The sequence below is a fragment of the Pontibacillus salipaludis genome (assembly GCF_014642405.1).
Classification (GTDB): Bacteria; Bacillota; Bacilli; order Bacillales; family BH030062; genus Pontibacillus; species Pontibacillus salipaludis.
Genome location: NZ_BMIN01000002.1, coordinates 169928 through 183826, shown reverse-complemented (window position 1 = coordinate 183826; position 13899 = coordinate 169928). Strand labels below are relative to the sequence as shown.

At 42.3% G+C, this 13899-nt stretch carries 12 protein-coding genes; 8 read left to right on the top strand and 4 right to left on the bottom strand.

The genetic code is table 11. From position 1 onward, the window contains the following. Positions 1 to 17 precede the first annotated feature (17 nt). The gene (locus tag IEW76_RS03045; RefSeq protein WP_188650805.1) at positions 18 to 1418 is read left to right on the top strand and encodes an MATE family efflux transporter; all 1401 of its coding nucleotides are present in this window, start codon (positions 18 to 20) and stop codon (positions 1416 to 1418) included. 119 nt (positions 1419 to 1537) lie between these two features. On the opposite strand, the gene IEW76_RS03040 is transcribed toward IEW76_RS03045, so the two are convergent. Continuing rightward, a complete protein-coding gene (locus IEW76_RS03040; RefSeq protein ID WP_188650803.1) occupies positions 1538 to 1738 on the bottom strand; it encodes a gamma-type small acid-soluble spore protein in 201 nt (66 codons plus the stop codon). A 137-nt stretch (positions 1739 to 1875) separates the two neighbouring features. Between IEW76_RS03040 and IEW76_RS03035 the strand changes: the two genes are divergently transcribed. Both IEW76_RS03035 and IEW76_RS03030 read left to right on the top strand, forming a co-directional pair. Beyond that, the gene (locus IEW76_RS03035) at positions 1876 to 2862 is read left to right on the top strand and encodes an NAD(P)/FAD-dependent oxidoreductase (RefSeq protein ID WP_188650801.1); all 987 of its coding nucleotides are present in this window, start codon (positions 1876 to 1878) and stop codon (positions 2860 to 2862) included. Positions 2863 to 3688: 826 nt separating this feature from the next. After that, the gene (locus IEW76_RS03030; protein ID WP_444543940.1) at positions 3689 to 5089 is read left to right on the top strand and encodes an alanine/glycine:cation symporter family protein; all 1401 of its coding nucleotides are present in this window, start codon (positions 3689 to 3691) and stop codon (positions 5087 to 5089) included. Between the two features lie 163 nt (positions 5090 to 5252). Here the strand turns inward: IEW76_RS03030 and IEW76_RS03025 are convergent, their stop codons facing one another. Together IEW76_RS03025 and IEW76_RS03020 are read right to left on the bottom strand one after the other, a co-directional pair. After that, positions 5253 to 6116 (bottom strand): peptidylprolyl isomerase, encoded by an 864-nt coding sequence (locus IEW76_RS03025; RefSeq protein WP_229721106.1) that lies wholly within the window; start codon positions 6114 to 6116, stop codon positions 5253 to 5255. 15 nt (positions 6117 to 6131) lie between these two features. After that, positions 6132 to 7337, bottom strand: coding sequence for a S1C family serine protease (locus tag IEW76_RS03020; RefSeq protein ID WP_188650798.1), 1206 nt, complete (start codon positions 7335 to 7337; stop codon positions 6132 to 6134). Positions 7338 to 7916: 579 nt separating this feature from the next. Between IEW76_RS03020 and IEW76_RS03015 the strand changes: the two genes are divergently transcribed. From IEW76_RS03015 to IEW76_RS03005, 3 genes are all read left to right on the top strand, one after another. After that, on the top strand, positions 7917 to 8615 hold the full coding sequence (locus IEW76_RS03015; protein WP_373285933.1) for a response regulator transcription factor: 699 nt from the start codon (positions 7917 to 7919) through the stop codon (positions 8613 to 8615). A 3-nt stretch (positions 8616 to 8618) separates the two neighbouring features. Then, positions 8619 to 9953: a sensor histidine kinase gene (locus IEW76_RS03010; RefSeq protein ID WP_188650794.1), complete on the top strand. Its 1335-nt coding sequence runs from the start codon at positions 8619 to 8621 to the stop codon at positions 9951 to 9953. Between the two features lie 71 nt (positions 9954 to 10024). Then, a complete protein-coding gene (locus IEW76_RS03005; protein WP_188650792.1) occupies positions 10025 to 10309 on the top strand; it encodes a putative quinol monooxygenase in 285 nt (94 codons plus the stop codon). A gap of 65 nt (positions 10310 to 10374) precedes the next feature. On the opposite strand, the gene IEW76_RS03000 is transcribed toward IEW76_RS03005, so the two are convergent. Continuing rightward, positions 10375 to 11043: a type 1 glutamine amidotransferase domain-containing protein gene (locus tag IEW76_RS03000; RefSeq protein ID WP_188650790.1), complete on the bottom strand. Its 669-nt coding sequence runs from the start codon at positions 11041 to 11043 to the stop codon at positions 10375 to 10377. 216 nt (positions 11044 to 11259) lie between these two features. On the opposite strand from IEW76_RS03000, the gene IEW76_RS02995 reads away from it, so the two are divergent. Together IEW76_RS02995 and IEW76_RS02990 are read left to right on the top strand one after the other, a co-directional pair. Next, the gene (locus tag IEW76_RS02995) at positions 11260 to 11451 is read left to right on the top strand and encodes a YwbE family protein (RefSeq protein WP_188651116.1); all 192 of its coding nucleotides are present in this window, start codon (positions 11260 to 11262) and stop codon (positions 11449 to 11451) included. Between the two features lie 32 nt (positions 11452 to 11483). Further along, on the top strand, positions 11484 to 13385 hold the full coding sequence (locus tag IEW76_RS02990; RefSeq protein ID WP_188650788.1) for an ABC-F family ATP-binding cassette domain-containing protein: 1902 nt from the start codon (positions 11484 to 11486) through the stop codon (positions 13383 to 13385). Positions 13386 to 13899: the final 514 nt, after the last annotated feature.

Sequence of the window (13899 nt, the reverse complement as noted above, 5' to 3'; positions counted from 1 at the left end):
TAAAGGAGGAATGGGGGATGAAACAGCAAAGTCAACGTCTTGGCACAGAGCCAATTCCAAAGCTGCTTCTTAATTTGTCAGTACCCGCCATGATCGGGATGTTTGTTATGGCGCTATACAACGTTGTTGATACGTTGTTTATAGCGCGTGGTGTTGGAATCAACGGTGTTGCAGGCGTAAGTATTAGCTTTCCAATCATGATGATTATTATGGCAATTGCTGCTGCTGTTGGTATTGGAGGTGCCTCCGTTATCTCCAGGCGCCTCGGTGAAGAGAGGAAAGAAGATGCGAACGAGGTGCTCGGTAACCTCGTGATCATGATCTCGGTTGTCAGTCTTATTTCGTTTGTTGGCGCGTTTACGTTTATGGAACCTTTGCTTGCTTTGTTCGGTGCGACACCAGATATCATGCCGTATGCCAAAGAGTACCTATTCCCAATAATGCTTGGATCGATCTTTTTTGGATTTGCTTTTGCGTCTAACAATATTATTCGTTCAGAAGGAAATTCACGTTTTGCGATGATTACGATGATCATTCCGGCTGTGTTAAATACGATTCTCGATCCAATATTTATTTTTGGATTAGACATGGGGGTTCGAGGTGCTTCCATTGCAACGGTTATTTCTCAAGCTTCCGTAACACTTGTCGTGCTTCGCTATTTCACCTCAGGAAAGAGCTCACTTGATGTTGGATTAGAATACTTTAAAGCACGTTTTGATTTGATGAAAGAAGTCCTGGTAATTGGCTTCCCGGCCTTTGTTCGCCAAGTAGGCGGAAGTGCGATGATGATTGCCATTAACGCAATGCTAATTCGTTATGGCGGCTCATTTGAGGTGGGTGTCTTCGGTATTGTCCAAAAGGTTACCATGCTTGCCATTATGCCTATGATTGGAGTTCTTCAAGGCATGCAACCGATCATTGGCTATAACTATGGAGCTAAACAGTATGGACGTCTCAGGGAAATTATATGGCTCGGTTTAAAGGTTTCAACGGTAATTTCCCTCGTAGTTTTTGTAGTCATGATGGCGTTCCCTGAACTATTAATGAAGATATTTACAGGGGATCCTGCTGTCATTGAGTCTGGTGCTCTATCGATGCGAATTATATTCGCCCTAGCTATTTTAATCGGAGCTCAAGTGGTCAGTGGAGGGCTTTATCAAGCTCTCGGTATGGCGAAGCCAGCATTTATTTTATCCGTTGCTCGTCAAGTGATGTTCCTCATTCCACTTGTCCTAATACTCCCTAATCTATTTAACATGGGTGTAATAGGCGTTTGGCTGGCATTTCCATTGTCAGATTTGCTGGCGTTTATACTCTCCGTATTCTTTCTTTATAAAGATCGTGAACTCTTCTTTAAACCAAAAGACGGAGAAGAAACGGATCTATATGAAACAGCCCAACCATCTACAACTACCTAAAAAGCGCCCTCATCAGAGGGCGCTTTTTCACGTTAAATTAGTGAAGGGTGCCAGGCACGCTTTAGGCAAGTAAAGGGTGTCTGGCACGTCTAGTTGCTTTAAAGCGGTGAAATGTTCATTTAATAAGGGTTGCTTTCAGAGTTTTTTGATTCTAATTTTCTTCGAACAGTGGCTGGGTTTGTGTTGCTGTATTGTTTCGTATCTTGGCCACCTGTTGTATTAGCGAGGTATTCTTCAACTTCTCGATAACTCATGCCTGAATGGGCGTTTTTGGATTTTACATCGTTTACATTGGTAGGCTGACTACGTCTTTTAGCCAATTTCCTTCACCTCCTTTAAGGTTTAACATAAACAGATACGAGAAGATTTATCCGATGGGCTAAAGATATGTTGAGTCGTTCATAATAACTCGGAAAATGGGGTATAAGGGCAGTAGATGAGATATTGGAGGGTTCACATGAGAGATGCTCAAGTAACAATCATAGGTGCAGGACTATCAGGAATTATGGCCGCTAGAACATTAGTTGAGAGAGGTGTAGAGGATGTTCAGCTTATTGATAAAGGAAGAAGTGTAGGAGGTCGCCTGGCTACACGAAGGATAGAAGGCGGCAAAGCTGATCATGGAGCCCAATTCTTTACTGTACGTTCAAACGAACTTCAACAATCCGTAGATGACTGGTTAGAAAAAGGGTGGATCAAACACTGGTTTGGTGACCCTTATCCTAGATATACGAGCATAGATGGGATGAATGCATTAGCCAAAAGACTCGCGGAAGGACTCGACCGAGTGCTTGAAACACGTATCACCACAATAAAAGAATCAATTGGTGGGTTCCAGCTTACATCAGAGTCTGGTGAAACCTGTACAACGGGTGCTCTTATTATCACCTCCCCTCTACCTCAAACGATTGCTTTACTCGAAGAAAGTACTGTGACATTGGGTTCTGATGTCTTAGATCAGGTCAAACAAATAAACGTCGATCCTGCCTTTGTAGGACTATTTGAAGTAACGTCAAATACGTCACTTCCCCCATCAGGGCACAAAGATGAAAATCTCCCAACTGGAGTAGAAAGAATCGTCGACCACTATAAAAAAGGAATATCAGATATTCGGATTATAAGCATGTACATGGATGGAGAATGGAGTAAGGAATATTTAGAGGAAGAAGAAAGTGAAATCATTCATCAGATGAAAGAAAAGATAAAGGACTATGTTTCCATAAACAGCATCCGTTCAGTCCAGGTGAAAAGATGGCGGTATGCTCAATCAACAAACATTATTCATCAACCATTTTTGAACTTACATGAAGCACTTCCTTTATATATAGCCGGAGATACGTTCTTACACGAAGAGGATGAAGCAAGCCGTACTCGATTTGAAAGTGCATTTCGCTCTGGAATTGCCGCCGGACGACATGTAAGTGGTTTAGTGAGACAGTTATAAGACTTGGATTCCAAGTCTTTTTTTATGGATTCATCCAGAATAGGTCAGTATTGTTGAAGACTCGGAGTTGAGATACTTTCTTTTGTGGGGGCCGTTGCGTTTATTGAGAGTTAGGGGTTTTTGGAGAACGACTCGCTTTCCACGGGCGGCCCCACACGACGTGGGGTCGTTCGACGTGGTCACACGACGTGACGATTTTAGTCGAACTTCCTCTTTTATTTTAGAGCCGGGGTCTCGTCGACCTCTTTCTCCCGTAGGAGTCTCCCCGTTCCCCAGAAACCCCTGGCTATATTATATTTAACGGCCCCCTGCTTGAGCGTTATAGTGTATTTTGGTGTATTTTTGAATCCACATATGGCCTGTTTCCTTATTGGGGTGAACGGAAACAAGCCATGTGAGAAGAGACAAAATTACTTGGAGTAATCGCGGGACCGTTAACCTAGTAAACGCAAGGGCTAGCTCGGGGACTGCGAGACTCCCGCGGGGTAAGGAGCCTAGGGGAGACCCCACAGAGAGCGATAGCGAACGAGGAGGCTTCCCAGCTCCCCGCAGGAAAGCGAGTTGTCCCCGAGCTAGCCCAACCACTCATCAAACATAACGGTCTCTTTCCGCTTAGTGCCCAAAAATGAAAGCGCTAACAATTTTGATGTTTCAAATTGTAAACAAAAGGAAATACAGCAGTAAATAGGATGGTGATCATATGGAATAAAGAAGAAGTCCTCAATTTTTTAAAAACTATTTCTTCTGAAAAGCTTGCTACGTATAATGAAAAGATAGAAAAAACCGAAAGAACTTTACAGAAATACTTAATTTGGAGTGAAAACCTATGTTAATGGATTTTTTAGGTAACATCAGCACAGCCTTGTGGGGCTATATTTTAATTGCTGTCTTACTTGGGGTTGGACTCTATTTCACAGTCATCACGCGCTTTATTCAGTTTCGCTTATTTGGTGAGATGTTTCGTGTTTTGTTTGAGAAAGAGTCACTAAAAAATGATGGTCGTGGAACTTCTGCCTTTCAATCTTTCACGATTAGTACGGCTTCTCGTGTTGGTACCGGGAATTTAGGTGGTGTAGCCTTAGCCGTGTCCGTTGGTGGACCTGGTGCTGTTTTTTGGATGTGGATTATCGCCTTATTAGGCTCTGCCACTAGTTTTGTAGAGAGCACTCTTGCTCAAGTTTACAAAGTAAAAGATGAAGAAGGGTATCGAGGTGGCCCAGCTTATTATATGGAGAAAGGGCTAAATAATCGAAAGCTTGGTATTGCTTTTGCCATTATTATTACATTTACGTATGGTCTTGTATTTAGTGCCGTTCAGTCAAATACGATTCGTTTAGCATTTGAAGAGTCATTCTCAGTGAATAAAGTGCTAATAGGCGCCGTTCTGGTAATAGGGGCAGCGGCTGTAATTTTCGGTGGTATTCAACGTATTGCAAAAGTAACACAGATCTTTATTCCAGTTATGGCCATTTTATATTTGATCTTAGCAGGCTATGTATTGATTACAAATATTGGCGCCATTCCAGATATGTTTGTACTTATTTTCAAGAATGCATTCGGTATTGAAGAAGTTGCAGGGGGTGCCTTTGGTGCGGCAATCCTAAACGGTATTAAGCGTGGTTTATTCTCTAACGAAGCCGGTATGGGTAGTGCACCAAACGCAGCAGCAGCTGCAGAAGTATCTCACCCGGCCAAACAGGGACTTATTCAAACGCTTGGTGTATTTGTTGATACGATTCTAATTTGTTCAGCCACAGCCTTTATTATTATCTCTTCAGGGGATCCGGCTTCTTACATGAATCAAGAAAACGCAGTCGGAATTCAAATTACTCAACAAGCATTTGAAACTCATATTGGCTCCTGGGCGAATACATTCGTTGCTATTGCCATTTTGTTCTTTGCCTTTAGTTCCATTATTGGAAACTATTATTACGGCGAAACAAACATGCAATTTATTAAAAACAGTCCAAAACGAATCTTTTGGTATCGCCTTGCTGCTCTAGCGATGGTCTTCTTTGGAGCTATGGCCAAGCTTGATCTTGTATGGCTTTTAGCAGATATCACAATGGGGATCATGGCACTTATCAACTTATATGCAATTGTCCGACTCTCTGGGGTGGCTAAGGAAGTTCTTCTAGATTACCGCAGCGATCGGAAGAAAGAACATAAAACGAAGTTCTCCAAAGACCAAATTAAAAACAAAGAAGGCATCAGCCTTTGGGAATAATCACACGTGCCAGACACCCTTTAGCAGGATAAAAGGGTGTCTGGCACGCTTTTTTGCTTTAAAGCATAATAAGAGGCTGCTTATTATAGAATAAGCAGCCTCAGGGGGGAAGGGGATTGTTCTAGAATCTATTTATGATAAACCAGTCACTCTTTAGTTTGTCTTAGAATGAGATTTTCTCTTTAAGATCTTTGTTGTTAATGTTGATTTCCGCGTTATTCATAATGTCTGAGAGCTTCTCCGTGTTAGCTTGTCTATTTAGAAGCTCTGTCTTTAATTGATCTTTCATCTCATCAAACGTACCAAGAGAAGATGTGTCTTCTTTCTCGCGTTTATCGGTTACTTTAATGATGTGGTAACCATATTCCGATTGAACAGGCTCACTAATGTTTCCGACTTCAAGATTATAGGCAGCTTGTTCAAATGGATAGACCATGTCACCTGTTGAGAAATAATCAAGGTTACCACCATTTTCAGCTGATGAAGAATCTGTGGAATATTCTTTAGCTAGGGTAGCGAAATCTTCGTCATTATTTAGCTTCTCTATGACTTCGTTTGCTGTTTCTTCATCTTCCACTAAAATATGCTTGGCTTGTACTTCTTGTTTCATATTCTCGTAGTATTCTTTCACTTCCTCATCGGTAACTTCTACCCCTTGAGTAGTGGCTTTCTCTTTTTGGAGTTGCGTTTTTAGAAAATCTTTAAACTGAGCTTCGTCTTTAAATCCATTTTGCTGTAAAGCAGATTCAAACTGATCACCGTAAGACTCTTTCACTTTATCAATCTCAGCTTGAACTTCCTCCTCAGAAACAGGGTACTCTTCTGAAAGAACAGTGTCATAAAGCATTTCTTTTAATACGGCGTCACCGTATTGGTCAACAAGCTTATTGTAAAATTCGTCTTTAGTGATGTTTCCGTTTGCCGTTTCAGCAACGACATCGCCGTCTGCTGAAGCATTGCTGCAGGCCGAGAGCGTTAGAGCTCCCAGCGTCGCTACACAAAATGTGAGTACTTTCTTTTTCATCATCGTAAAACCCCTTTATTATTTAGATAACGTGATTGTGACTGACTGTTTCGCTCCATCACGATAGAAGGAGAGTTCCATAGAATCGCCAACTTCTTTCTCTTCATACATATATTTGCGTAAATCAACTAGGTTTGAAATCTCTTCACCATCGGCGCCAACAATAACGTCATATTGTTGTAGGTTAGCCTGAGCTGCAGGAGAACCTTGTTCAACATCGGCTACAAGTACGCCGCCTTTAATATCGCCAGGAAGCTTCAAAGTATTCTCGATGTGATAAGCGGAAACAGATGAAAGGTCCATTGTGGATACACCAATGAATGGGCGTGATACTTCACCGTTTCTCTCTAAATCTTCGATAATTGGCTTCGCCGTTTCAGAAGGGATGGCAAACCCTAATCCTTCTACTTCTTGCTGAGCAATCTTCATAGAGTTAATTCCAATAACTTGACCTGCACTGTTGATCAATGCGCCGCCACTGTTACCAGGGTTGATCGCTGCATCGGTTTGAAGAACCTCTGTCTGGTAATCAGCGCGCCCGTCTTTGTTTAGATCAACTGGCATCGTACGCTCAAGACCACTAATAATTCCTTTCGTTACAGAACCTGCAAATTCTAAACCAAGCGGGTTTCCGATCGCAATTGCAGTTTCTCCAACTTGCAGATTGCTAGAAGAACCAAATTCAGCAACTTGTTTTACATGTTCAGCGTCGATCTTTAATACAGCTAAGTCTGTTAAAGAATCACTACCTAAAAGCTCAGCTTCGACCTTCTCACCATCACTTAATGTTACATCAATAGATTGTGCATTCTCTATAACGTGATGATTCGTTACCACATACGCTTCACCGTTCTCTTTCTTATAAATAACCCCAGAACCCGTACCAGCTTTATTATTCTCAGCAAACAATTGGGACTGTTCATACTTCGTTACCCCAACCACAGCATCAGAGGCCTTACTCACCGCCTGGACGACATCTGAAGTATCCCCTTCAGACTTAGACTCCTCAATGGAAATACTATCCCCATTACTCTCAGCAGAATCCTGCGCAGCAACATTCGACTCCAGTGGCAACACGTTCAACTTAAACAAAGCAAAAGCCCCACCTACAAGTAAAAGCGTCACGATAAAAGCAGTAGAAGCAAACTGAACTAACCAACCATAATAACTACGCTGATCACTCTTCCGCCTCTCCACTTGCTCATTATTAAACTGCTCACTCATGCAAGTAACCACCTTTCTATATTGTAAAATGATTTCTTTAAATATCTTGTACTTCATATTCTAACCAACACCTTTGGCAAATCTTCGGAACAAATGTGTAAAAAGTATGTAAGACAAAAGAAAAGCGGAGGCGGGGTGCCCAGGGCCGTACGGATAAGCAAGCTACTGTAAGTCTGCATAGCAGACTGAAAGTAGCTTGCTTATCGCGCTAGGCCCTCCCCGCCGCAGCTGGACACAAAGAAAAGCGGAGGGCCGCCGCTTAGACACGGCAGGCATAAGCCACTACCCTCTGTGAGGTGTTTCTTCCTCACAGAGGGTAGTGGCTTATGTCCCGAGTGTCTGCGGCCCGCAGCTAGACCCCACGAAAAGTAAAGGACAAGCCGCCCAGAAAAAGAGGAAGATCCCCTAAAACCGCCACATCAATAACCAACATCCAACGCCCCTACGTCTCTTGGGGCTAAATAGCAATATTACAAATAAGGTTAACCTTTTTAAAGAAGCCTAACGCACTCCCCAGTCGCCTCCACTTCTCTAATGTGGCACAATAAAGGGAAAGAGTAGACTGAAGGAGGAATGGGAATGAAGGACGCTACCATTGGAATTGTCGAAGATGATCCTCATATCCGAGAAATCGTTGAGGCCTATTTACATAAGGAAGGATATAAGACAAACAGTGTGGATACAGCCGAGAAGGCGTGGGATATGTGGAAGGAAACGCCTCCTGATCTGTGGGTGCTTGATATTATGCTTCCCGGGATGAATGGGTATGACTTTTGTAGCCGTATTCGCCAAGAATCAGATGTTCCAATCATTATCATTTCAGCTCGAGATGAAGAGGTTGATAAAGTACTGGGTTTAGAGCTTGGAAGTGATGACTACTTAACGAAACCATTTAGCCCTCGTGAACTTGTAGCACGTGTGAATCGAATGGTGAAGCGATGGGAGAAGTACCATGATAAAGAAAGTCAGGGAACGGAAAGCGACTCAACCTTAAAGAACGGTGACCTCACCCTTTCTATTGAAGAACGAAGGGTATTTTGGCAGGGGGAAGAAGTAGAAGTGACGGCTAAAGAATTCAGCTTACTTCAAATATTAGTTTCCCAAACGAATCGGGCTTTTTCCCGTGAGGAACTCCTCCATAAAGTGTGGGGCGACGATTATTTTGGAAGTGATCGGGCTGTTGACGATTTAGTGAAACGACTTCGAAAAAAGTTCGCTGATGTTCCTATTGAAACCGTTTGGGGTTATGGGTACCGCTTACGAGAACGTGAGGCGTAAACAATGAAGTTACTTTATCAATTAAATGCTGCTTTTACGGCACTGTTGATTATAATCATGTCTGTTACAGCCTTTTTTATCTATTCCTTATTGCTAGATATCCTTATTCAAGACCAGCAGGATGAGCTCCAAACAAACGGAAATTTAATCTTAAATTTCTTGTATGAAGATCCATCCGGAAGAGGCAAGCTGAGTCGACTAATTGAGAGTAATGATTATAAGATTTTGATTATGGATCCTGATGAAAACTCTCCGTTGGCTACAAACCTTCCGGAATCAACGGCCAGAAGTTGGGCGTCTGAATTTGAAACGAAAGACGAGCAAAAGGGTCTTCGTAAAATGAACGGGGAAAACTATGTAGTATCAAAGCTTGGCTATCGTTTCCAGGGACAAGAATACCTGCTCATTTTAGCTACACCTGTAGAAGAACTTCAGGCAATTCAGTCCATCTTTGCTGTACGCATGATGATTGTCTTTGTAATTGGAATTGCCATAGCTATATTATTTAGTTACTTATTAACAAAGCGTCTTGTTACACCTCTAAGTCGTTTAAAGAGAGAAGTAAAAAAGATTGAGAATCGTCAATTCAGCGAAATTAAGCCCGTTAATGCCAGTGGTGAAATTGGAGAAGTTGAACAGAGTGTCATGGATATGGCCAAAGAATTGGACCAGTACATCCGCTCTCAGAAGCACTTCTTCCAAAATGCTTCTCATGAATTGAAGACCCCTCTTATGACCATTCAAGGATATGCAGAAGGTGTGAAAGATGGAGTTTTTGAAGGTGATGCAGCTGATCGAAGCTTAGACCTTATCGTTAAAGAGAGTGATCGGCTCAAAAAGATTGTGAATGAAATTATTTTATTAGCCAAGCTCGACAGTGAGGATGGAATTTATAATCCAGTCTATACACCTATCCAACGACTCTTAGAAGATACAAAGGAACGAATGCATTTCCTTGCTTCAGAAAAAGGAATTTCATTAAACGTTACAGTGGAGGAACAAAGACAGCTTTACGTTGATGAGGAAAAAATGCTTCAAGCACTGATTAATATTGTAGGGAACGGAATAAGGCACGCAGCATCTGAAGTGAACTTACGTGCTTACGAGGAAGATACCCAGTTCATCTTAGAAATTGAAGATGACGGCGAAGGAGTTCCAGATGAGTTGCTCCCTCAACTATTCCATCGATTTGTGAAAGGGAAAGAAGGAGAAACAGGGCTAGGTCTTGCTATCTCAAGGGCCATAGTTGAACGGAGTCACGGCACAATCCATGTGAGTAATAAAGAGCAGGGTGGTGCGGTATTCCGCCTTATTTTCCCATCATCTCCTAGCCAGTAAGCGGATTTATAGGAAATGGGAATAGTGTGTGGTAGGTTAGGAAATGTTAGAAAAGAAAGCGAGTGATTCGTATGGATAAGATTTCGATTACAGCCATCTTCACACCCAAAGAAGGTGCGGAGGAACAAATGGTACAAGAATTAAAGAAAGCTCAACAAGCTTCAAGGCAAGAAAAAGGTTGCCTGCAGTACGATCTTCATAAGTCGATTGAAGATGAGACGCTTGTTCTTCATGAGCAATATGAAAATATGGATGCGTTGAACCACCATATTGAATCAGATCATTACAAAACGTATAGGGAAAATACGGCAGATTTAGTAGCAACACGTGAAGTATACAAGGTTAAAGAAATTTAAATCATAAAAAGCGCAACTCCTTCTATAGGAGTTGCGCTTTTCAATTTGTGGAGAAAGAATAAAGGTTATTGTTCTTTTAAAGCTTCAACCATTTTCTCTGCAGCACTTTCGCTAGACATTGGGTTTTGACCAGTAACAAGGTTCCCATCACGTACAGCGTGAACGGACCAGTCTTCCCCTTTAGAGAAATTAGCCCCTTTGTTACGCAATTCTGTTTCAAGCATGAATGGCATATGCTGATCTAAATTCATGCCGATTTCTTCAGGATCTGTGAAGCCAGTGACTTTCTTTCCTTTTACAATCGGTTGTCCATTTTCGTAAGTGGCGTTGACTAGTCCGCTTGGACCGTGACAAACAGAACCAATGACATTGCCCTGTTCAGCATGTTGCTGAAGCACATATTGAAGAGTTTCGCTATCAGGGAAATCAAACATAGTACCGTGTCCACCTGGAAGGAAGATGCCGACAAATCCTTGAGCGTCCTCTTTTGATAATTGAGCTGTATCTTTTAGAAGCTCCTGAGCTTCTGCCCATTCGCTTACTTCTTCTTCTGGAATACTGTTAGGATCGAGAGGAACTTCTCCACCCTGAATACTTGTGACTTTCACGTCGTATCCGGCTTCTTTGAATGCATTGTAAGGAACGGCATACTCTTCAAGCCATAACCCTGTTTTATGATCATCAGTGATTTTCGTATGGTTTGTTACGACCATTAGAACCTTTTTATTACTCATTATAAAAACCTCCTTGAAGTAAATGCATCTTAGTTTAAGTTACTCTCATATATTTATGCGAGTCGTGGTTTGTTAAACCGTGAGTACAGTTATACCATGGTGATGACTTGTTCAAAAGAAAAGTGCTCACCTTGGTAGCTAAATGGCTCTTTGTGTTTTTTATCATTAAAATCCTTTATAATAGGTAGTACTAAAAAGATATGGGAGTTGCGAATGATGAACGGACAGAATCGAAAAGATATTCAACCAGGTAAAGAAGTGGATATAGTATTGAAGCAAGACCAACGTACAGGAAAGGTAACACACGGGATTGTGAAGGATTTATTGACTAAATCAAGTTCACATCCTCATGGTATTAAAGTAAGACTTGAAGACGGACAAGTAGGCCGTGTCAAAAAGGTTTATTAATCGGAAACGTCTAGTTAAAGGAAGGGCTACATATGAGCATTTTATCAGTAGAAAATTTATATAAGACGTACGGAGACAAAGATCTCTTTAACGAAATATCCTTTACGATCGGAGAGCGAGAGCGTATAGGATTAATTGGTGTGAACGGAACGGGTAAATCAACGCTTTTAAAAGTATTGGCTGGCGTAGACACTGCTGAGAAAGGGACTATGGATCATGCCAATGACTTTCATATTGAGTACTTGCCTCAAGAACCACAGCTAAATCACGATCTTACGGTGCTTGAGCAAATCTATTACGGTGAATCCACGATTATGAAAACGATGCGTCACTATGAACAAGCGTTACGTGAGTTAGAAGGAGAGCCTACGTCTGAACAGAAGCAAGAACACCTATACAAAGCTCAACAAAAGATGGATGAGCATGATGCATGGGAGGCGAACACGGTTGCGAAAACCATTCTTACAAAGCTTGGTATTCGTAACTTTGACCAATCTGTGAGTGCCTTATCAGGTGGACAAAAAAAGCGTGTAGCCATCGCAAAAGCGCTTATTCAACCAGCTGACTTGCTTATTCTTGATGAGCCGACTAACCATCTGGATAATGAAACGATTGAATGGATGGAAAGCTTCCTAACTCAATATAAGGGGTCTCTCTTAGTTGTGACACACGATCGTTATTTCTTAAATCGTGTAACAAATCGTATTTACGAATTGGATAAAGGTAATCTATATATTTACGACGGAAACTATGAAGTCTTTTTAGAAAAGAAGGCAGAGCGGGAAGAACTAGAAAGAGCGAATGAACAAAAACGACAAAACACGCTTCGCAGGGAGCTTGAGTGGTTGCGACGGGGGCCGAAAGCGCGTGGTACAAAGCAAAAAGCTAGGAAAGATCGCGCAGAAGCACTTCGTGATCAAAAAGTAGAGCGAGCGGGTGGAGAAGTTGATATCGCCATTGGTTCAACCAGGTTAGGGAATGATGTGTTTGAGCTTGAAGGTGTTAATAAATCTTATGAAGGCCGCACCGTTGTCGATGATTTTAGTTACCTGGTGGTCCCAGGAGAGCGTCTTGGTATTATTGGGCCAAACGGAAGCGGGAAGACGACATTACTGAATATGATTGCAGGAAAGGTCGAGCCAGATACTGGCGTGATCTCTACGGGGCAAACCGTCAAAGTCGGTTACTACACACAGGATCACCAAGAAATGGACGAATCTCTACGCGTAGTCGAGTACATTAAAGAAGAGGCAGAAGTCGTTCAAACCATTGAGGGCGATACGATTACGGCTGAACAGATGCTTGAGCGTTTCATGTTCCCTCGCTATATGCAGTGGACATATATCTCTAAGCTCTCAGGTGGAGAGCGACGTCGTTTGTATCTCTTGCGCGTTTTAATGCAAGAACCAAACGTCTTACTGCTGGATGAGCCAACAAATGATCTTGATACTCAAACGTTAACCATACTTGAGGAATACCTTGATTCGTTCCCTGGAGTAGTCATCACAGTCTCCCACGATCGCTACTTCCTTGATCGAGTGGTCGATCATTTAATTGCCTTCGAAGATACGCGTATCCGAAGATTTCAAGGGAACTACACAGAATATCTCGAGATTCGTAAACAAGAAGAAGGCGAAGCATTAGCGGCGGAACGTCAAAAGGCAAAAGAGGAAAAGAAAGCCTCTCCTCATCAGCGCCAAAAACGCCGCAAGCTTTCCTACCATGAACAGCAAGAATGGAATACCATTGAGGACCGAATTGAACAATTAGAACTTCGCTATGAAGAAGTCCAAAATGAAATTACCGAAACAGGTAGTGACGCGGTTCGTGCTCAAGAATTGATGAATGAAATGCAACAGTTAGAAGAGCAAATTGAGCAAGCAATGGAGCGTTGGGAAGAGTTATCGACAATTATTGAAGAATCGAAGCAATAAAGATAAAAAGCATGGATTTTCGTTATCGAAAATCCATGCTTTTTTAGTGTTTGTTTAGATTGGTCGGCGAGTAGTGAATGGCCAATCTCTTACCTTTTTCACTGATAGGGTGTCTAAAAGGTAAGAGAAACGGCGGATCTGTAACCTTTTTATATGAATGAACTTTAAAAAGGTAAGAGAATGCTTGTATCTCTGACTTTTTATTAGTAGAAAAACCTAGAAAGGTCACAGATACTGGGTTGCAGTTTGGTCCTCTGCGCAACCATCTTGCGCTTTTCTAGATCTAGCTCCGGCGGGGAGAGGCTAGCGAGATAAGTAAACTACCTGCAGTGGCTAATCGCCACTTCCGGCATTTTACTTATCCGTACGCCTCTGACCACCCCGCCTGCGCTTTTCTTCGATCTAGCTCCGGCGGGGAGGGCCTAGCGAGATAAGCAATCTACTTCCAGTTTGCTAGGCAGACTTGCAGCAGCTTGCTTATCCGTACGCCCCTGGGCGAGCCCCCTGCGCTTTT